The organism is Pseudoalteromonas nanhaiensis, from assembly GCF_051235485.1.
In the GTDB taxonomy this organism is placed as follows: Bacteria; Pseudomonadota; Gammaproteobacteria; order Enterobacterales; family Alteromonadaceae; genus Pseudoalteromonas; species Pseudoalteromonas lipolytica_C.
In genome coordinates this window covers 1-20,358 of record NZ_JBPNYQ010000029.1, presented here as the reverse complement: position 1 = coordinate 20,358, position 20,358 = coordinate 1, and the positions used below count along the sequence as shown (strand labels likewise).

14 protein-coding genes are annotated in these 20,358 nt (G+C 42.0%); 5 read left to right on the top strand and 9 right to left on the bottom strand.

Features of this window, described 5'->3' with window-relative positions:
• Nucleotides 1–109 precede the first annotated feature (109 nt).
• Nucleotides 110–739 carry a trimeric intracellular cation channel family protein gene (locus ACSFVZ_RS18345; protein ID WP_435559381.1) on the top strand — a complete coding sequence of 210 codons (630 nt, stop codon included), beginning with the start codon at nucleotides 110–112 and terminating at the stop codon, nucleotides 737–739.
• Here ACSFVZ_RS18345 and ACSFVZ_RS18340 read toward each other — a convergent pair.
• The 8 genes from ACSFVZ_RS18340 to ACSFVZ_RS18305 all read right to left on the bottom strand — a co-directional run bounded on the left by ACSFVZ_RS18340 (nucleotide 736) and on the right by ACSFVZ_RS18305 (nucleotide 16,171).
• A complete protein-coding gene (locus ACSFVZ_RS18340; RefSeq protein WP_199526351.1) occupies nucleotides 736–1,191 on the bottom strand; it encodes a GNAT family N-acetyltransferase in 456 nt (151 codons plus the stop codon). The genes ACSFVZ_RS18345 and ACSFVZ_RS18340 overlap by 4 nt on opposite strands.
• Nucleotides 1,178–3,262 (bottom strand): exodeoxyribonuclease V subunit alpha, encoded by a 2,085-nt coding sequence (recD, locus tag ACSFVZ_RS18335; RefSeq protein ID WP_435559380.1) that lies wholly within the window; start codon nucleotides 3,260–3,262, stop codon nucleotides 1,178–1,180. The genes ACSFVZ_RS18340 and recD overlap by 14 nt, the downstream gene beginning before the upstream one ends.
• Entirely contained in the window at nucleotides 3,259–6,834 is a 3,576-nt protein-coding gene (recB, locus tag ACSFVZ_RS18330) for an exodeoxyribonuclease V subunit beta (protein ID WP_435559379.1), read from the bottom strand. Before recB ends, recD begins: the two co-directional genes overlap by 4 nt.
• Nucleotides 6,821–10,165, bottom strand: coding sequence for an exodeoxyribonuclease V subunit gamma (recC, locus tag ACSFVZ_RS18325; protein WP_435559378.1), 3,345 nt, complete (start codon nucleotides 10,163–10,165; stop codon nucleotides 6,821–6,823). The genes recB and recC overlap by 14 nt, the downstream gene beginning before the upstream one ends.
• 151 nt (nucleotides 10,166–10,316) lie before the next feature.
• Nucleotides 10,317–11,378 (bottom strand): alkaline phosphatase D family protein, encoded by a 1,062-nt coding sequence (locus ACSFVZ_RS18320; protein ID WP_435559377.1) that lies wholly within the window; start codon nucleotides 11,376–11,378, stop codon nucleotides 10,317–10,319.
• Entirely contained in the window at nucleotides 11,375–12,502 is a 1,128-nt protein-coding gene (locus tag ACSFVZ_RS18315) for an alkaline phosphatase family protein (RefSeq protein WP_435559376.1), read from the bottom strand. Before ACSFVZ_RS18315 ends, ACSFVZ_RS18320 begins: the two co-directional genes overlap by 4 nt.
• Nucleotides 12,503–12,558: 56 nt before the next feature.
• The gene (locus ACSFVZ_RS18310) at nucleotides 12,559–14,916 is read right to left on the bottom strand and encodes a TonB-dependent receptor domain-containing protein (RefSeq protein ID WP_435559375.1); all 2,358 of its coding nucleotides are present in this window, start codon (nucleotides 14,914–14,916) and stop codon (nucleotides 12,559–12,561) included.
• Nucleotides 14,917–15,127: 211 nt separating this feature from the next.
• Entirely contained in the window at nucleotides 15,128–16,171 is a 1,044-nt protein-coding gene (locus ACSFVZ_RS18305; RefSeq protein WP_138557142.1) for an alkene reductase, read from the bottom strand.
• 284 nt (nucleotides 16,172–16,455) lie between these two features.
• Here ACSFVZ_RS18305 and ACSFVZ_RS18300 point away from each other — a divergent pair, with 284 nt between their 5' ends.
• Complete coding sequence (locus ACSFVZ_RS18300) at nucleotides 16,456–17,037, top strand: TetR/AcrR family transcriptional regulator (RefSeq protein ID WP_435559374.1); 582 nt, start codon at nucleotides 16,456–16,458, stop codon at nucleotides 17,035–17,037.
• Nucleotides 17,038–17,122: 85 nt separating this feature from the next.
• On the top strand, nucleotides 17,123–17,521 hold the full coding sequence (locus ACSFVZ_RS18295; protein WP_054561299.1) for a DUF2750 domain-containing protein: 399 nt from the start codon (nucleotides 17,123–17,125) through the stop codon (nucleotides 17,519–17,521).
• Nucleotides 17,522–17,548: 27 nt separating this feature from the next.
• Here ACSFVZ_RS18295 and ACSFVZ_RS18290 read toward each other — a convergent pair whose 3' ends face one another.
• Nucleotides 17,549–18,433 (bottom strand): AraC family transcriptional regulator, encoded by an 885-nt coding sequence (locus ACSFVZ_RS18290; protein WP_435559373.1) that lies wholly within the window; start codon nucleotides 18,431–18,433, stop codon nucleotides 17,549–17,551.
• Between the two features lie 229 nt (nucleotides 18,434–18,662).
• Here ACSFVZ_RS18290 and ACSFVZ_RS18285 point away from each other — a divergent pair, with 229 nt between their 5' ends.
• Nucleotides 18,663–19,187 carry a carboxymuconolactone decarboxylase family protein gene (locus ACSFVZ_RS18285; protein ID WP_435559372.1) on the top strand — a complete coding sequence of 175 codons (525 nt, stop codon included), beginning with the start codon at nucleotides 18,663–18,665 and terminating at the stop codon, nucleotides 19,185–19,187.
• Nucleotides 19,188–19,424: 237 nt separating this feature from the next.
• On the top strand, nucleotides 19,425–20,279 hold the full coding sequence (locus tag ACSFVZ_RS18280; protein ID WP_435559371.1) for a prepilin-type N-terminal cleavage/methylation domain-containing protein: 855 nt from the start codon (nucleotides 19,425–19,427) through the stop codon (nucleotides 20,277–20,279).
• Nucleotides 20,280–20,358 lie beyond the last annotated feature (79 nt).

Sequence of the window (20,358 nt, the reverse complement as noted above, 5' to 3'; positions counted from 1 at the left end):
TTTCTTACCGGCGGGTGACATCACTACCCGCCCTATTTTCTTAGCTGTTCAGCATCAATAAAGTTCATTTTGCTAGGGTTAGATTACTATAAACAGGTAAGGAAGCCCCATGACATCTGAATACTTTCATTTTTTAAGCATTATCGGTGTAGCGTTTTTTGCTATTTCTGGCACCTTGCTGGGCCATGAAAAAAGTGTCGGTGGTTTTGGTGTGGTGGTTGTTGCCACAGTCACAGCTCTGGGTGGTGGAACACTTCGAGACATATTGCTTAACAAACCAGTATTTTGGATAGCTCAGCCCGATTATTTGTACGCAACTTATATAGCCATATTCGCCTCTATTTTATCTATTCGTCACTTACCCGATTTAAGTAACACCACCATGCTATTAATGGATGCTGTAGGGATGGCGATTTTCAACATTATCGGTATCGAAAAGGCACTGATTGGCGGCGCAGATATGGTTGTAGCCATCACCATTGGTATGACCACAGGTATTTTTGGTGGCCTGATGCGTGATGTGATCTGCCGAGAAGTGCCTTTAGTAATGGGCGAAGAACTTTATTCAACCGCTTGCTTATCTGGCGGATTAACTTACGCGGCTTTATTCACCCTTGAGGTGAGTTATATTTGGTGCATTCTTGGCGCATTTGCTGTGACGGTATGTTTAAGATTAGGCGCCATACACTTTGGCTGGCAACCTAATCTGTTTCGTAAAAGCAGCTTTAAACGCTCTTAGCAAGTCATATAAATACAGCCATCGAGTGGCATGTCCTCTGGATACTGGGTTTGTATAAAACCCAGTTTTTCATAGGCTGTTTTAGCAAGGGTATTGTGGGTATACACAAACAAAGACAAGCTATCGCACTGCAACTGCTGTTTGCCCTGCTCTCCTAGTAAGTTTATCAACACTTTTGCAAGACCTTTACCACGCTCGCTTGGCGCGATAACTAGCCGCCCTAAATGGCAACGCCCTTCGCGTAAATAGTATTGCCCAAACCCTAACATGCGGCCTTCGTCATTAACCAGCGCGTAAGAATTCAGCTTATCTAGGTTTAAATCGTTTTTAAAGCTTTGCGTATCAAATGGATAACTAAAAAATGGCCCAGACCAAATACGCAGTTCTGCCTCTGTGTTAAACCACCCCATTAACTCGTTGAGTTGCTCACTCGTTACTTTAACTAGCTTCATGTTTTAATCTATCGTATAAACCTGATGCACGAGTAACAGATTTATTCATCGCCATAAGCAATACATTTTTATCGGCCACCAGCTCAAATGTGGTTTTCGCACGGGTGATCCCCGTATAGACCAATTGCCTGTTAATGCCCTGATTAGCCTGTTTTATTGGTGGTAAAATCATTGCAGTGTAAGCAAATTCAGAGCCTTGCGACTTATGAATTGTCATGGCATACACTTTATCGTGAGCAGGTAAACGTGCGGGCGAAAAGGCGCGAATATTTTCTTGTTCATCAACAAACATGGCTTTTAACTGACCTTGCTCATCATGCATTAAAATACCTATGTCGCCATTAAACAGTTTTAGCTGGTAGTCGTTTTGACTGATCATAATTGGCATACCCACATAATGCCTTTGGTATGGCGAAATTAAACCTTGTTGAGCCAGTGCTTTTTCAATACGCTGATTAAGGCTATTTACACCGTAATCACCCTCTCTGACGGCAGCTAGTAACTGATAATGCGAAAATGCTTTATGCACACTGGCAACACTTGCCCCTTGTTGTATAAGTTGCAAATAATCGTGGTATTGCAACGCCGCTTGTTGCACAAATTGCTCAATCGGTTTACTAATTACGCTGTAATTAAGTTTAAGGTCTTTAAAGTCACCTTGATTAATCGTTTGCTCTACATAGCCCAGTAAGCCAGTGTTATTGGTATTTACAGCTTGTGCTAATTGACCAATGCCGCTGCTGCCATCAAAACGATAACTTTGCTGTAAAAACGCAATACAATCGTTAAGTACAAAATGACTGCTCGCCGCGGGTATCTCGCTCTGATTATGAAAACAAACGCGATTAAGCTGCGCTGCTCTTTCACTGCTGTAATCAGGCATTTTGCCAAGCTCTAACCCTTGGCAGAGGTCGCTAAGAATACTGCCCGTATCAACCGAGGCTAATTGGTCTTTATCACCCAGTAAAATAAGCCTTGCATGGCTCGGTAATGCCTCGATGAGTTTTGCCATAAGTGACAAATCAACCATCGATGCTTCATCAATGATCAGTACATCTAAATGCAGTGGGTTACGCTTGTTATGGCGAAATTTATTGGTATGCGGAATAACGCCCAGTAAACGGTGAATCGTTTGTGCGCTCTCAGGGATAAGCGGCGCGATATTATCAGGGATCATACTAAGCTTTTGCTTTGCCCCTAAAATCGACTCGGTTAAACGAGCTGCCGCTTTACCTGTCGGTGCAACCAGCTTTATTGTTAGCGGTGCACTGGCATACAAGGATTGTAATATGGCCAATAGCTTAGTTACAGTGGTGGTTTTACCGGTACCCGGGCCACCGGTGATCACACTAAAACCTTTTGTTGCAGCAATCGCACAGGCTACTTTTTGCCAGTTTAATGTTTTAATAGGATCGCTTGGGTTGGGTGTATGTTCACTGCTAGGAAAATACACCTCAAGTAATGCCGTTAATGCGGCTTCATCTAGGGTCAGCTCTTTCGTTGCTAAATGATGTAAACGCGATGCCAGAGTGGTTTCGTATTCTGCCAAGCGGGCAAAGTAAAGTTTATTCGCAAACAATAGCAGTGGCTTGTCGTCCCCTACACAATCAGCATTCACTAGTTTATTAACAGCCTCAGTAAGGCCAAATTCTGCCGCAAACGGTGTTAAAACATCAGGGGCTGCGATGCTGGCATCAGCTAAGCTTTGCTGTTTAATTTCAAACGGATTTTGCCAGTTTATATTCGCGAGCTCTAAACAGCTGTGCTGACTTTGCTGCGCTACCGCAAGCAATAAAATCAGGTAAAAAACCTCACTGTGCGCTGCATCGTTATTCTCTATCAACGATTGTGAGCCGGTAACTGTTTCTGAACCAGTCAATAGTTCAGCGAGTTTAACATCAACCAAGCGAATACGTTTTGCCTCCAGCAAATAACTCAGTAAAGGCTGCGTTTTAAGTTCTGTGGCAGGTAACGCTGAATCGCTTTGGGCATGTTGTTCTGGCTGCTGTGGTTGCTTATTCACTGGCTCGTTTGGCTCATGGTCATCAAAGCCGAATGTCAGTTGACTCATAGCATGGCTCCTTGTGCGAATAGGCTATCAAGCTCAGTTATTTGCTGTTTTGTTAGCTGATTAAAATACACCCCTTGCCCTTCGCTCATACCACGTAAGAAGGTGTAGTAAACACCGCCTAAATGCGTGTCGCTATCGTAATCTTGAATACGTTGTTTTAATAAACGGTGCAGTGCTACGGTATAAATTAAATACTGCAAATGATACTGGTGACTGGTCATGGCTTGTTCTAGTTGCTCATGTTGGTAATCAGCCGCACTGTTGCCTAAAAAGTTCGATTTATAATCAAGAATATAATACTTACCCTGCCAGCAAAATATTAAATCTATAAAGCCTTTTAGTAAGCCTTGTACCTCACTAAAGTCGAGCTGCCCAGGTAAGTTAAAATGTTTTACCAACACTTGGTTAAGCTTATCGCTTGAGAGCGATAACAGCGGTAAATTAAATTCCATTTCGACCAAACAGGTATCAGGCTCAAGTACTGATAAACTAAGCCCTTTATCGTTCAATGGGCAATTCAGCGCAGCAAGGATCCACTGCTCGGTCATTTCCTGCCAGCTATCATCAATATGGTATTTTTCGAATAACGTTTTGATCACTTTATCAAGTGCATGGTCATCTTGTTCGCTGGCTGGACGCTTTAACGCATAAGGGTCGGTAAAGTCTAATTGCTCAAAAATTTCATGCAAACAACTACCAGGCTTAGCCCCTTTAGGGAAGCTGTAAGGAGTTAAAGCATTGGCATTTTGGGCTAAAAATTCATCTTTTTCGTGGTCTTCATCACTGCGACCAAGCTCAATATGGTCAGTATGCTTTTTAAGAGTCAAGCTACTAAAACTGGTTGAGCGCCAATCACGCTGAATGTCTGCTTTTACAGTATTAACTTGATATTCTTGCTCAATGTCAGCTCCAGCAAATGTTAACTTTTCAAGCTCATCTGCTTGGCTAAACGCCTCATAGTTCATGTGCGCTGAGCCTTCACAAAATTGTTGTAACAACGCGCGCCATTCATCGCCCGATATGATCTCTAACCCTGCAAATAATACATGGCCAATGCTGGTACTTTGAATACCAGGGCGAGCACTACGACCTTGCGAAATGTTATACATACCCACAGAACAAAAATGTACGGCACGGGTCAGCGCCACATAAAGTAAGCGTAAATCTTCAGCTAAGCGCTCTTGCTCTGCTTTTTGCATTGCCTCGTCACTTTTAGCAAGGTCATAAATCAGCTTACCGTCTTTATGGTAAAGGGCTTCTTTGCTTTCGCGATAGCCACAGGCAAACGGCATGAATACAATCGGGTACTCTAAGCCTTTTGAGGCGTGCATGGTGACAATTTTCACCAAATTAGCATCGCTTTCTAGGCGTACTTGCACCGCTTCACCATCTTGTTGACTAACTTTTTGCGCAAACCAACGCAACAATCTGTGGGTGCCCTCAAGCTCAATTTGCTTTTGCTGTAAGATTTCCCCTAAATGGCGGAAATCGGTGAGCCAGCGTTCAACGTTGTAACCTAAACCTTGCCAACGCGCTGCGAGCTGATTATGGCTTAATAAACGCTCGAGCATCGCCATAGCGCCTTGTTTATGCCAAATATGAGCGAGCTGAGCAAAAAAGTTTAAATGTTCTTGCCACGCACTTTCATTTTCGTGAAGCTCATAAATGCGGTTGTAGCTTAAGCAAAACAATGGCCCGGCAAGTACACCGCGCAGTAATGATTCATCATACTGTCCATGCAATGCCGTTAAAAAGTTCAGTAAATGATGACTAAGCTCTTGGTTAAAAACACTATCTCGCGATAAATACACACTGGCAATGGCGGCTTCTGCCAGTGCGGCTTTCATCAGCTGTGCTTCGTTTCGGTCACGCACTAACACACAGATATCAGCGGCAGTAAGAGGTTTTCCTGCAATGGTTGCAGCGCCTGCATCAGCTTGCTTGAGTAGCTCGGTGATTTTTTTCGTGTATTGCAAAGCCAATGCTTGTTGAGCCACCCCTTTGCTGGTTGGCTTGTTGTTGGCTTCGGCGTATTCATCAACAAAAACCGAAAATTCAAATGCACTTGGCATTTCACCGTTTATTAAAAACGCTTTGTCTTGCCGTTTTCCCTTCGCATTAACCTTTTGAAATGGGATTGCGTCGTTATAAATAAAGCTATTGTCATTTTTAGAAAATAAGCGGTTTACGCTATCAACAACCCCTTCACTTGAGCGATAGTTGGTATCTAGGGTGTATTGCTTGTCTTTTGCTACGGCTTGTTTTGCGCCAATGTAAGTAAAAATATCTGCACCACGGAAACCATAAATAGCCTGTTTTGGGTCACCTATCATGGCAAGGGTGGTGTTTTTAATGCCATAAATACGGCTAAAAATGCCATATTGAACTGGGTCGGTATCTTGGAATTCGTCAATCATGGCAACCGGAAACAAGGCGGCAATTTTTTCACTTAATGCTTGGCCTTGCTCACTTAAAAGCGCCTGATGCAAGTTACTCAGTAAGTCATCTGGAGTAATAACACCTTGTTCTTGCTTGCGTTTAACTAATGCATTTGCGACCCATTTAGCTGCGTATTGCACTATCGCAATATTCAATCCGTTATTGATAAGGCTACTAAGTTGCGCCATTTCATCAAACCGAGCCAGCATTTCGTGACTGAGTAAGCTACCGTTTTTCTTGTAATTTGCAGGGTCGCTTAAATTCTCTGTGCTCCACACTTCAAACGAGTATTTATTAGTACCAAATACAAAAAACAACTCGTCATTGTTTAAGTATTCTTCAAGCGCTGCAAGGCTGTTTTTTCGCCCTGGGGTTTTTGAGCCACTTAAATCAGACGCTTTTACAGCATTAATAAACTCACTCTCACGACACGCCTTTTTAAATGCCGGGACTTTTGCCACAAAGTTATCGCGTGCTTGCCATATTTCATCAAGGTCATACTCGGGGGTAATTGTTGCCCCTTGTTTATTGAGTAAACTCACCACCTGTAAATACAGTGATGCAGGCACTGGGAAAATATCGGTAATTGCTTGCGTGCGCTCTTTTGATTGTGGGTAAACAAAAGCACGCCAAAAGTCATTAAGGGTTTCTTGAATAAGCTCACGCTCATCTAAAATAAACTCTAAGTTAAACGCCACCCCAGACTCAAAAGCATGTTGTTTCAGCATTCGCTGACAAAAGCCATGAATGGTGAATATAGCGGCTTCATCCATCGACTTTGCCGCGGCGTCTAGCAAATCAAATGCGGCGTGTTTGTCAGTTACCTCGTCAATTACTTGCTCAATCAGCTCATCATCGGGCTCTTTGCCAAGCAGAGCATCTCTGGCATTGATTATACGCGCTCGCACACGGTCTTTAATTTCTTGGGTGGCGGCCTCAGTGAAGGTCACCACTAGGATTTGCTCTACACTAAGCGGCGTATTTAATTGTTGATCTTCCCCGGTCGCTTTTTGTAAGCCCAACAAATACCGTAAATACAAACCTGTGATTGTATAGGTTTTACCTGTACCGGCACTGGCTTCAATAAGGCTTTGCCCACACAGCGCCATACTCATTGGATTAAGTGTTTGCATGATCGGCCTCCTGTGCTAATTCAACGAGTGGCGATAACAGCAGCTCGCTCCATTTTATAAACTCTTCTTCACAGTCTTTAAGGCTCTTTATGGTTAAACGAATATACGGATTTTCACCCTCACCCATGCCTATGTATTGCGGCGCGAATTTATTGTTTGCTTTGACCATATCTTTATCTGTTTTTATGTACTCGTAACCACTGACCGGAAAAAACGCCACTGGGCGAGTTAAAAGCGTTTCATAAAGCGAGAACCAATCGTTTAAATACTTGCGGGCATCCTTTTCTGACAAGGGTGAAAAACTAATTTGCTTGTCTAAGCCAAGAATAAGGGTTTCAACAGGCTGACCCATTATTTGCGCCGCTAAATGATGCACAAAGCCACGAATAACATCTTTTGCTTTAATACTGGCGGTGCGATAAAACACCTGTTTTTGACCATAAATATAATTAAACCAACCTTCTAGTGTGGTATTGGCAATTTTAATATTTACTTCAACGGGTAATGCTTCATCACCTTGAATATGTGCTTTCACTTGCCCTGCAAGCGCATCAACTCGGTGCTGCATACTTTCAAATACAAGATCGCCAACATGGGCTTGAGGTAACTCACCGCGCTGCATTATTTGCGCTTGGTTCAGAGGAATTTCTTGAATGCTCGCTTCGAGAATTTCGTCAAGGTAAAAGTAGCGACGTAATGCGTCTAAACTAAATGGCTCTTCATCTTTTGCAATGTCGTTAAATTGCGGTAGGCGTAAACCCAAACTTTGCTGATAAAAGCTCTCGTGCGGCTGGCAAATACTACGAATAAACTGAGTTAATTCAACACTGCTTTCTGGCTGGACACTAAGCGCTTGCTGAGGTTCAGGGTTAACAGCTTGAGTTGGCATCCACACTGGGTTATAGCTGTGTAATTGTGTGGCTAGTGGTTTGTTTGCTTTTTGCTCGCCATCAGTTTGGCTTTTATTACCTTCTTTGTTAGTGGTCAGATAATAAGCTGGGTTAAATGGCTGTAAGTGCTGATAATTAATTAGCGCCTCTGGTAGCTCTAAGTGAGTGTCTTGATCAGCAAACTCAAAACTACGGGCTATGTATTCTAAAAGCTCACTCACTAAGGTTGAGGGCATTCTTGGTTGGTTATCAAAGCAAGAACGGCCAATATAACTGATGTATAGATTCTCACGGGCACTTAAAATAGCTTCTAAAAACAGGTAACGATCGTCGAGTTTGCGAGAGCGGTCACCTTTTTGGCGTTTTGAGTATGGTACTAAGTCAAAACCAATTGGCTGAACGGTACGCGGGTAATCCGCATCATTTAAACCTAGCATACACACTACTTTAAATGGCACTGCACGCATTGGCATCAGCGTACAAAAGTTAACTTGCCCCACTAAAAAGCGCTGCCCTACGCCTTTTTCTTGAATACCTTGTTTTACAAGGTAACTTACAATGCGCTGCGAAACGGCTTGTTGGTAATCGCCATTATCATAATGCTTAATCAGTGTATCGAGCACTTTTTGCAGCACTAATAAATCCCAGCTTTGTTCGCCTTCATCACTGTACACAGCGCTTAACAATTCTTTTAGAATTGCTGCTTTTTCGTTAAGCGGTGCATCAGCTTGCAGCTTGGCTTTATAACGGGCCAGTACATCAATAAATTCAATGAGTTTATTTAAGGTATTCAATGCCATGCCTTCAACTTCATCGGCACTGTAAATACCCGAAAACGGCAATTGTTCATCCCGTTGTGCAACGCCAAGTAACAAGCGGTTTAGGCCATGTTGCCAGGTATTTAAATCTATTGCGGGTAAACCAAAACTGTCTTTGTGGGCGGCATCTAAGCCCCATTTAACGCCAACGCGTTCAAGCCAAAAACCAATTTGCTCATATTCATGGGGTTCGAGGTTAAACTTTTCGGCAATTTGCGTGACTTGCAGTAAATCAAGGATGTCAGACACACCAAAGCGTGAATAAGGTAAATCGGCTAAACTAGCAAACGAGCTAAGTACTGGCTTTTCTTGCTCTATGGCTAAATCAGCTAACGCATAAGGAATAAAGCGTCGCCCTTCGGCACCACCAAACACCGCCTCAATGTACGGGCTGTATGTGCCAACATCTGGCATCATAACAATAATATCTTTGGGTGTTAGCGCTTTATTTTCATTGAATAGATTGAGCAAGTAATCATGTAGTCTTTCTACTTCACGAAGAGGCGTGTGACAATCACTCAGCACAATACTGGTGTCATCTGCCTGAATTGGCAGTTTGCCCTCATCATTAATAAACCATTCTTTATTAGGCGTAAGTGATTCGCCCTTAAAGGCTAATTGGTAAATTTCAGACTGAATTTGCGATAACAAGCTTTGATCAAAATCGTTATCGAATCCGTCTAGCCACTGCGCATCCAGTTGTAGTAACTGCTCAAAATAATCTCGGCCTAATTTACCCCACGACGAGAGTAGCGGATTACCAATAAAAAAGTACTCGTGATCAGGGTTTTTAGCGCTGTCTTCAAGTGCTTGTAACTGAGGGCGTTTGGCATATTTAGCAGCAATTTTGGCTGCTGTTTTTTCATCCAGTGTGTCGCCCCAGTAATGCTCACTGGGGTTGAAGAAAAACAAAAATACCTGCGTTTTTTTCGCAATGGCCTGAAACACTTCAAGCTGGCTGCTCGCAATTGCAGAAATACCAAATAAACTAATACGCTCAGGTAATAGGCTTGCGTCCATTTTTTCAAGGGCTGCAAGGAGTTTGTCTTGCATGTTGGCGCGGTGATATTGGCTTTGCCCAAGTTCTTTACTGTGCGCCACCAGCTTGCGCCAAAGATCTGGCTGCCATGGCGCAATGCCCACATCAACATCATCAAGCTCATCAATGCCCTGCTCCCAAGTGGTAATCCAATTGGGGCGATACATTAAGTATTGGTCATAAACGTCGGCAATTTTCTCGCACAAGGCAAAGGTTTTTTGCCCCTCACTGTCACCATCTAAATAGGTTTTCAGTGGTAAATACAGCGGCTCATCAATGCAGTTTGGTAAAATCGCAAACAGCTTCCAAGCAAGGTTAGCTTTGTTATACGGTGATTCACTGGGTACATCTGGCAATAATTGTTGGTAAAGCTGCCATATAAAACTCGAAGGCAGCGGAAAGTCGACCTGAGCAGCAATCCCTAAGTGTTCACTTAAACCTATTTTTAGCCACTGCGACATACCCGGTGACTGCACGAGCACAATTTCTTTTTTAAAAGGGCTCGTTAACGGATTAACTTTAAGAAGAGCGTGAAACCGCGCTTGCAGTGCTTCCATGCGATTTGATTGAATTATATTCAGCACTTTACACTGTCCTTGCTTGAAACTAACTAATTGACACAGTGTAAGATATTTTAATTAGATGGGATAGAGAGAAATACCCGCAAACAAGGCTTAATTCCATGTTTGCCATGAGCTGCGGGTACGTATTACGGGTATGCGCTACAGGCAATATTTACTGGTATGGGCTTATCGTCGATAACGCGAACTCGGTGTGCATTATCTCATCTCCCTTAATACCTTTAAGCGCAATACGAATGGTAGGATCTGCTTTTTGCCAATCGATTGTTAAATCGCCGTAGTTAACCTCATGAGTGTAATCACCCACACGGTGTTTATTGGGGCTAACATCTTTCCACTTTTCTGTTAGTCCAGAGCTGGTCATCTCATAAAGTGGGTAATCTAGGTTTTGTTGATACTTAGACAACTCTCCCCAGTGGGTATCGCCACTGACAATAATTACACCGTTTACTTTATGCTTTTTAATAAGCGTAAATAAACGCTCACTATCAGCTGGATAATTAGCCCATGACTCCCAGCCTGTAAAATCAGCCAATAGCTGTAAGCTTGAGGCAATGATTTTTATCTTTTCGTCTGACTTAAGCTCTTGCTCGAGCCATTGCCATTGTTTTTCACCAAGCATAGAGGCGTTTTTATCGGTTGTTGGGCTATAAGGCCCTTGTTTTGCGGGCTTACGTTCAAGTTGGTAGGTCATCGCCGATACATGATTCAGCGGTGCGCGATTAAAACGCAGATCTGGCATGATGACTTTTACAGTTTGCTCACCTTCACCGTACGTGTACGAAGTGTAAATACCATCTTCACGAGTCCTGCGAGCAGAATCCGCAGGCTCTTGCCAAAAATCCAGCATGATTTTTCGTGACTGCTGCTTTTTTGGGTATTCGCTACCAGCGTCATTTTCGCCATAATCATGGTCATCCCACATGGCTATTATCGGGGTATTCGCACGTAATGTTTTAAAGCCCGGCTTTTGTCCTAAGCGTTGATATTTATCGGCAAGTACCGACATATCTTCTGTATCACCATAAATGTTATCGCCAAGGAACATAAATAAATCCGCTTGCTCTTTGTTGATGGCATCAAAAATTGGAATAGCTTTGTCTTGATGACCACATGAGCCAAACAAAATTTTACTTGGCGCAGCAATCGCACTCACACTACTAACTAGGATTAACCCAGATAAGGTGCTTCTAAAAAAACTAAGCGTTAAACTCATTTTAAAATCTCCTTAATCGGCGCCGCCATTTTCGGATTAACATGCTGACGATTTACACCTAAAATGCTCAGCACAGTTGCCGCTACTTGCGCTTGTTTGAGCTCATTGCTTGGCTTTATTAAGCCCTTTGCTTTTATATCTGGGCCGATGGCTGCTAGCCAAATGTGTTCAGAGCCAACAATACCATTTGGAAAGTGCTTAATAGCTTGCTCTGAACGTGCTAGAGCACGCTTCGAACTATGATGCTGCCAATCATCAGCATGGCTGCCACGGCCATGATCGGTGGTAATGATCAATGTGGTATTGTCTTTATAGCCCGGTGTTTGTTGAATTGTTTGCCAAAGGTCACGAATAAACGCATCACTTTGTTTAGCCGATTTTAAGTAGGCATCGTATTTACCGTTATGAGCAAAGTCATCGGTTTCACCCAAGCTAATAACCAGCAAACGCGGCTGTTTATTTAATAAATATTGTTTGGCAAATCGGTAGGTAAAGCTGTCGAGGCGAACATTGTGCCAAGGGCTTGGGATCTCGCTTTGCATTTGGTTTAGCAGAGTCACTTCGGCTGATTTCACCGCCTCAAAAGATTCAAAGCCAGCATTAACAAAAACTCCACTTCGTTCGCGATTTACAATATAAGGAAACACATCCCAGCTACCAAAAAGCGCGGTTTTACCTTTAAACTCGGTTTGAGAATTTAAACTCTCTAAAATGGTTTTATTGGGGTTAGGCACTTTATCGTTGCTATCGATATTTTCATCTACAATGCCGGTTAATATTTCACTGTAACCTGGGTATGAGAAATACCACGGGTTGCTTACCGACATAAATGAACCTTGAGTTCTATCACCAATCAAAACGCCCTGCTTTGCCAGTGTTTCACTAAAAAATGGCATTAACGCTTGAGTACGCTGTGCTTGGTCATCTCGCCAAAAAAGCGCCTTTAGCTCATCTGTATCTGCAACAAAATCAGTGTTATCAATTAAGTTTTTATCTGCACCAGAGAACACTTCTTGCCAGCGAAGTCCATCAAGAGTAACGAGCACAACATTGTCGGCAGCTTTACTGTTTAGGCTTAAAAAAGATGCTGCGACCACTGCCGTCGCTAAAATTATTTTTTTCATATATCACCTGCTAAAAAGCCCATCAAAGATGGGCTGTTTAAAACGTCGCTTATTAATTAGAACTGCGCAGTAAGTGTTAAAGCTGCGGTACGTGGTGCACCAATAAAGTAGGTTGAACCATTACCAGTACCACCCGCTAGATATGATTTATCAAACAGGTTATTAACCACAAATGCAAGGTCGAGTGATTTAAAAACACCCGAATCAAGGCTGGTGTTATAACCAATGTTTAAATCAACCAAGGTGTAGCCATCAACCTTGTTACGTGTACGGGTTTGCTCATCAGTCCATGCACCTAAACGCTCACCGGTGTATTTAGCCGATAAACCAAAGCGGAAATCACCACTGTAATAATCTGCCGATACCACAAATAAATCTTGTGCTGAGTCAATCACTTCATCACCCGCTTTAAAGCTTGCAGATGCTTCATCAAGTAACTCACCATCGCCGTTATATGCACTTGGATCGTTCGATTGATACTCAGAGTTATTGTAGGTATACGATGTGTAAAGGTTCCATTTGTCAGTCAGCATATAGCTTGCAGAAAGCTCCACACCTGTTGACTCAATACCGCCTACGTTGATGTAAGAACCGTTCGTGCCAATAGTGTAATCAATACCATCGGTATCACTGCCCGGGGCAATAAAGGTAATACGGTTATCAAATTCGATGCTGTAAGCCGTTGCCGTTAAACGTAAACGGTCATCACTGTAACGCACACCTAGGTCGATGTTTTCAGCTGTTTCAGGTTCAATTTCGGTCAATGTTGATGAATCGCGTTCAAGTACGCCATCTTTAATTGCCGCAAAGTTTTCGCTGTAGCTGGTAAATAACTCTGTGCTTGCAGATAGCTGATACAACACACCGCCGCTGAATAATACGTCTGAATCACTGTCGATCTTATCTGAATATTCATCTTCAAAATGGTTATAACGCTGCAGTTCAACAAGATACTGTTTAGCACCCAAATTAAGTGTGAAATCGCCTAAACTGATTGAGTCTTGCACGTACCATTTGAATGTATCTGTTTCAAACGTGTTCTTGTACTGTGTCCAATAAGGTGTTTGGTCAAAATGATGATAGACACGGGCATCAATAACTTTATGCCAGTCACGTGATTCATCGCGGTCTGTTTGTTCAAACCAAAAGCCGGCTTCAATATCATGATTGCCAAGCGTTACTTGGTACTCACCGGTCATACCTAAGCGGTCTTTTTTGTAGTGAGTATGACGATACGACATAACCGGAATGGCATCATCTAGGTAACAGGCTGGGTTTAAACCTGGGCCAGATGACCATGGCCACTCTAAACTTGCCGTACAACCTGCAGCAGGTGCAAGTGGATTACCGTCGCTATCTGTAAAGCCATAGCTGCCTGCGTTTTCACCACCAATTGTTGTTGGGTTACCATCGCCATCAACTGGTGACGTTAAATAAGGCGGGATCCAATCACCACGACCTGAATTTTTATGGTAGTAAGGCGACAAGCTTAAGTTTGAAGTGGCACCTAATGCGTAATCAAACTTTACATACGCAAGGGTATTTTCACGCAATGTACCCCAGCCCTCAGCAAACATTTGATCAAAATGCGGCACGCCAGTCCAATTCCAAGTTAAACGATCCCAATCAGGGTTTTGTTCAAACTCACTAATGCTGATGCTGTTATAGTTAATTTCGTGAACATCATCATACGAAACACGACCCGTTACGGTTAAATCGCTAAAATCTGACACAAACTTAGCTTCGATGTGCTGGTTGTCTTTACCACCATTGCTGCCATCGCCAATCCAGCGGCTAGTGTCTGTTTGCGAATAGCTAATATAGGCTTGCGTGTTATCAAACACTGTGCCGGTTTCATGTTTAACAAAGTAACGGCTAGCATTATGATCGCCCGTTGTATAAGCAAACGTGGTGCTTTGCTCAGTACTCGGTTGTGCACTCACAAAATTGAAAGTCCCCCCTAGCGCTTCGAGTGATGCAGAGGCAATATCAGACGTACCTTGCCCTACTTCAACCGTTGCTAAATTTTCGCTGTCAAGATAACGGTTTGCTTTTGCGCCACCACCATAGTTAGAACCGCCATTAGGAATACCATCAATCGTCATACCTAATTGCTGTTGATTACCATCGATACTAAAGCCACGCATAGTAATGGTGGTTGACCAATCGTCACCACCAAATGCATCACCTTCGTTGATGCTGATACCCGGTAAGTTATCAATCACGGCTAACACACTTGATACTGAACTTTGTTGCTCAAGCATGGCAGGTTCAATGACGTTATTTGCATAACTGGTTGGCTTTGCAACAACGGTAATTTCTTCAATTTCGTTATTGGTGTTTGCATTTGCCGATGTTGCTAAAAGCGTTGCGATTACAAGGCTTAGTTTTGTTTTTTTAGTTACTGTGCTCATTGTTTTTCCAAGGTTACGTATATAAAAGCGGGCACAGTATGCAGAGCGCGTATGACATTTAGGGTCAAAATTTTTGACACAACAGTTAAACAATTAATGCATTTTCATGGCAGATTTAAGACTCAACTGTTTAATAAATAAGAAAGTATTAGAAAAACGCCCAGTTAAATTAACTGGGCGCTTGTTGGTTGGACAATATTATTAGATTTGCTTAAATCAACTCAGCCAGCATTTCTTCGCTATATGGTGTTAACGCTTCACCATTTTTAACTTTACTGATGTAATCTGGGTTCGCAATGAATGGGCGACCAATCGCAATTAAATCAAATTGGTTGTTATCGATAGCTTGATTTGCTGTTTCAAAGCTATAGCTACCTACCCCTACCAAGGTACCTTTATAAGCACCACGCATATATTCAGACGCCGACTTATTACCTAAACTTGCAAAGCGCATGCTGTCATCAAAAATACCAACGTGTAGGTACGCAAGGTTTCGTGTTTCAAGTGCTGGTAATAGATAATCAAATACTGCTTTATCACCGTCGCTTTCAGTCATATTAAAATATGCACCTGGCGATAAGCGTAATGCTGTTTTATCTGCACCAATGGCTGCCACTACAGCATCAACAACTTCAAGAGCAAAACGTGACATGTTTTCTGGTGTTTGACCGTATTGGTCTTCACGTTGATTGGCAGCAAAGTGTAAGAATTGATCAATCAAGTAACCATTCGCACCATGAATTTCAACGCCGTCAAAACCCGCTTCAATTGCATTTTCAGCCGCTTTAGCGTAATCAGCAATTAAACCTTGAATGTCTTCAATGGTTGCTGCTTTTGGGGTAACGTAAGTTAACTCGCGCATTCTTGGTACCGAACCCTCTACACCAATTGCTGATGGTGCCAGTACATCACCACCAAAAAAGTGAGGGTGTGCAACACGACCTACGTGCCAAAGCTGAGCAAACATTTTGCCGCCTTTCGCGTGCACAGCATCGGTCACTTTCTTCCAACCTTGAATTTGTTCACTGGTAAATAGACCCGGTGTATTTGGGTAACCTTGAGCATCTGGGCGAATAATCGTTGCTTCGCTAATAATTAAACCGGCATCGGCACGGCGCGCATAATAATCAACCATCGCTTGGGTTGGAACGAGGTTATCGTCGCTCATACAGCGTGTAAGTGGGGCCATTAGTACACGGTTTTGCAGCTCAATACTGTCGTTTAGTTTAAATGGAGAAAGTAAATCGGTTGTCATGGTTTTATCCTTATCTTGAACATACATTCAAGATAAGGGCGAAACAAACATACTTCAAGGTTTATTTTGAATAATCGTTCAAGATTACGTAAACTTCGTTTATACCAATTCGCTTAATTAAGTGGTCTATTTTGAGGCAAGAAAACCTCGTTGATAACAAGGCAAAAATTTCGTTATTTAGTTGTTCTAAATCAGAAATTTTTAACGCGGGTAGCGACAAGTTTAATCCCTCAAAATGACTAAGTATTATTGCGGATTGGTATTATAAACCGTGAGGAGCTTTAATGAGAACTGCTGAATTTGATACTGAATTTGTACTACGCCAAGCCATGCATGCCTTTATGCAATATGGCTATGCGAAGACCAGTATGCAAAAATTAAAAGAAGTGACTCATCTTCATCCGGGCTCTATTTACGCGGCTTATGGCAACAAAAAAGGCTTATTCTTAGCCGCTACCGAGCAATATCAAAAAGACAGAAACCAACAATTTACTGCCCTTTTTAATGACCAACAATCAATTTTATCGACCCTCAAACATTACTTAACAGTGATTGTTGATGAATGTATTGAAGGTGAAGTTGCCAAGGTGTGCTTACTTACAAAGAGTATTTCTGAGGTTGAAGGCAATGACCCACAAATTTGTACTGTGCTACGTGGTAACCTTAATGCCTACGAGAATGCCCTCGCCGAACAAATTCAAAAAGCCCTTGATAACAACGAATTTAAAAGTAGTAAGCCAGCTCAACAGTTGGCGCGCTTTTTAGTAATGGGTATATACGGTATTCGTACCTATGCACTAACAAATCAAGATCCAAAATCTCTACAACAACTTGCTGACGATCTATTCGCTGCATTAGTAAATTAATTTAGCTATTAACTTTACTTGTCATATTAATTTATCACCTTATGATTAAGGTGTAGCTGTGTATAACTAAAAGAGTGAGCCTGTCATGAATAATGCAACTGCTAAACGTGTTGAAACTGAATTTGATGCTGTACTCGCCTTAGGCGCTAAGAAACGACTCGCTTATATGTTTGAAACGGTTCAAGAGTTTAAACAAGTGTGGATCCTCAATGATGAACATGGCTGCGTCATGCTCTCAAACGAAGACGACGACTGCGTGCCTGTATGGCCTAGCCGTGAATTTGCACAAAGTTGGGCAACCGGTGAATGGCAAGACTGCACACCAAAAGCCATCCCTGTAAAAGACTGGTTAAGCCGCTGGACACCGGGCCTTGAGCAAGATGATTTACTGATTGCAGTATTCCCCACTGACCAAGACGACGGCACAATTTTATTCCCCGATGAGTTTGACTCACAACTGAGAATGCCAAAAAGACGATTTTAAGTACAAGGGAGCTAAGCGCTCCCTTTTTTATGCTATTTGTTGTAACCGAAGTGCCGAAATATCTTTTATCGGTGGCTTGCCAAAAAAGCGTGTGTATTCGCGGCTAAACTGGGATGGACTCTCATAGCCCACTTTTAAAGCCGCAGAGCCTACATCAATTCGCTCATTAAGCATTAATTGCCTTGCCGCCTGCAACCGTAGGTTTTTTACGTATTGCAATGGGCTCATCTTTACCACATCACGAAAATGTAGCCTGAATTTCGACGGACTCATGTGCGCATCACGGGCTAAATCATCAATTGAAAATTGACTCGTGTAGTTTTCTTTTAACCAGCATAAGATCTTGGCTATTTTTTGATGGGCAGAACCAGACATCACAATTTGCCTTAAATAAGGGCTGTGTGGACTATTTAACAAGCGCAATATAATTTCTTTTTTAATAAGTGGCGCAAGATTAGCTTTTAAATGTGGCTCATTGTCGAGTTGAATAAGCCTAAGTAAAGCATCAAGTAAGCCGTTATCAGTATCAACCACCGACATAGCTTGATGTTTAGGGAACTTGTCTTGCCCTGCGAACTCCATTTCAGCAACAATATGGCTTATTTCATGAGCATCTAAGCGTAGATATAAGCCGTAAAATGGCTGCTCTTTACTAGCACGAGTAATATGTGAGGCAACAGGCACATCGACTGAGGTCACGAGTGATTGGCCGTCAGTGTAATCATAACTATGTTCACCTAGTACCACTCGCTTTGCGCCTTGCAAGCTAATACCCAGTCCTAATTCATACACGCAGGCCATCGGCAATGAAACTTCGCTTCGTCTGAACACCAATAACTCTGGAATTGCTGTTTCAAAATTACCGTCTGAAATCGCTATCGCTTTAACCGCTTCTATTAATGCCTGACGCATTTAGATTACCTCTAAGAAATACTCAATTAAGTGTATCACCGTAATTTGAGGTTAGGACCATTTTGGGTAACAGTTCGTTATTTTAGGCAAAAATTAAATCATTTATGGCAAGCAGAAATCGCCATCATCAACCATAATGTATTTTCAATTTTTCGATTGCATGCTCTTTGCAATCAGCCAAAGCTACAAAACCTCAATACATTCAATATCTAAAATCAAAAGAGAAATTATGAACCATAACAACACGGATTTATTTGTGTTTGTCGCGATCGCTGCTTTGGTCACCGTTCATGACAAGCCTTTGTTAAAACGAGCATGTCAGCACGCATTGAATGATGGCGTTTCAATGCAAGAGTTGTGTGATATTTTACCGCATATTAGTGTTTATTCTGGGGTGCCAAAAGCATTGCTGGCGCTAGAGATTTTAAACTCACTTGATGATATTCAAGGTTCAAATTCGCTGCTTATCAAACGCACAGAACAGCAACTAAAAACCGCACTGACATTGGGTCAGCTGCCTTTTGACAAAGAGCAGCAAAACAACAAGGTATTTGAGCTTGCCTCTTTAGGTGCATTATTTGCGTTAGACGATGCCAGCAGCTTAGTTAGTGAGCAACTAAAGCGCTGTGTAATACTTGGCTATAGCCGTGAACAACTTGAATTATTAGTAATAGAACTTGCCAGAAAGGTCAGTAGCCACATAGCCATGCGCGCTAAATGTTATCTCGAAAAGCACTTTGCTATGGTAGGTTAATAAAACCTGCCAAAGCGCAATTTTCCTCATTGACTTTAATTCATGTAACAACTTTTCCTTTCCTCATATCGTTTGGCAAAGTAACTCTGAAAAACCATCAAACAACTATACTGTAGAACATTGAATTTACTTAATTAACCATCCTTAAGTTACGAAAAATATAAATTAAACTAAGATGAAAAACCTATGATTTTGTCTATATTTAAGAAGATATAACTTAAATAGTGAATTGTATTAATGAAATCAACGATTTTGGGAAAGCTCAACTCTTTTAAAAGTAAAGGGTTCACATTAGTTGAGCTTATGGTAGCCATCTCAATTATAGGGATCTTATCCTTAATCGCCTTGCCTAATTATCAAGGCTATGTAAATGAATCTAAGGCAGCCACCTTATTATATAGAATCCACTCTATTGGCCTTGCTTATCAGGATGTTATTGCAACTTCACCTGATGCACTGGCAAAGCCAAATGAGCTTTCAAGTTCAAGCTTTGGTCAAGCCCCTAGCTATTTACCCGGGCTTGCCAATCAATTTTCAGAAGAGTTTGGTATTCAATTTTCAGCTCAGTTAGTTAATCACTCTGGTTATTTTAATTTTACTGGTCATGAGGCTTTTCCTGTTTTATTTTTAAAAGCAAATAGTCAAAACGGATTGAATGTACTCAATGCCTTGGATCATGTAACTGAATTAAAACATTCTTTTGTGACTCCTAATATGATGATTATTGCATTAGCAACGCCTTATGAGACTCACCAAACCAATTTAATACCTTCAGAAACAAATACAAACCCTCCCAAAATAAATCAACCACCAAAACTAACTGATGCAGGGACTAATCAGCAACCTGATACTAGCAATACAGGTAATACTCAACTTCCTGACGCAAGTAACACAGGTAACACCCCTCCTCCAGACAGAAATAGTGGAGATAGCAACACAGGTAGCCAAGCGAGTACAAGTACAGAAACTGGTACAAATGGTGAATCAGAATCAGGCAGTCGCAGTAATGCAGGTTCTAACTTGAATTGGCCTCCGGGCTGGGTAAAACACCCTGAACAACATGAAGGTCAGCAGCACGGCCATCACGAATAAGTAACTAGTACTCTTTCACATATATTTTGATCAGTTGCCCCTACTTAAATTCAGGTAACTGATCTTTTTCAATCAATAA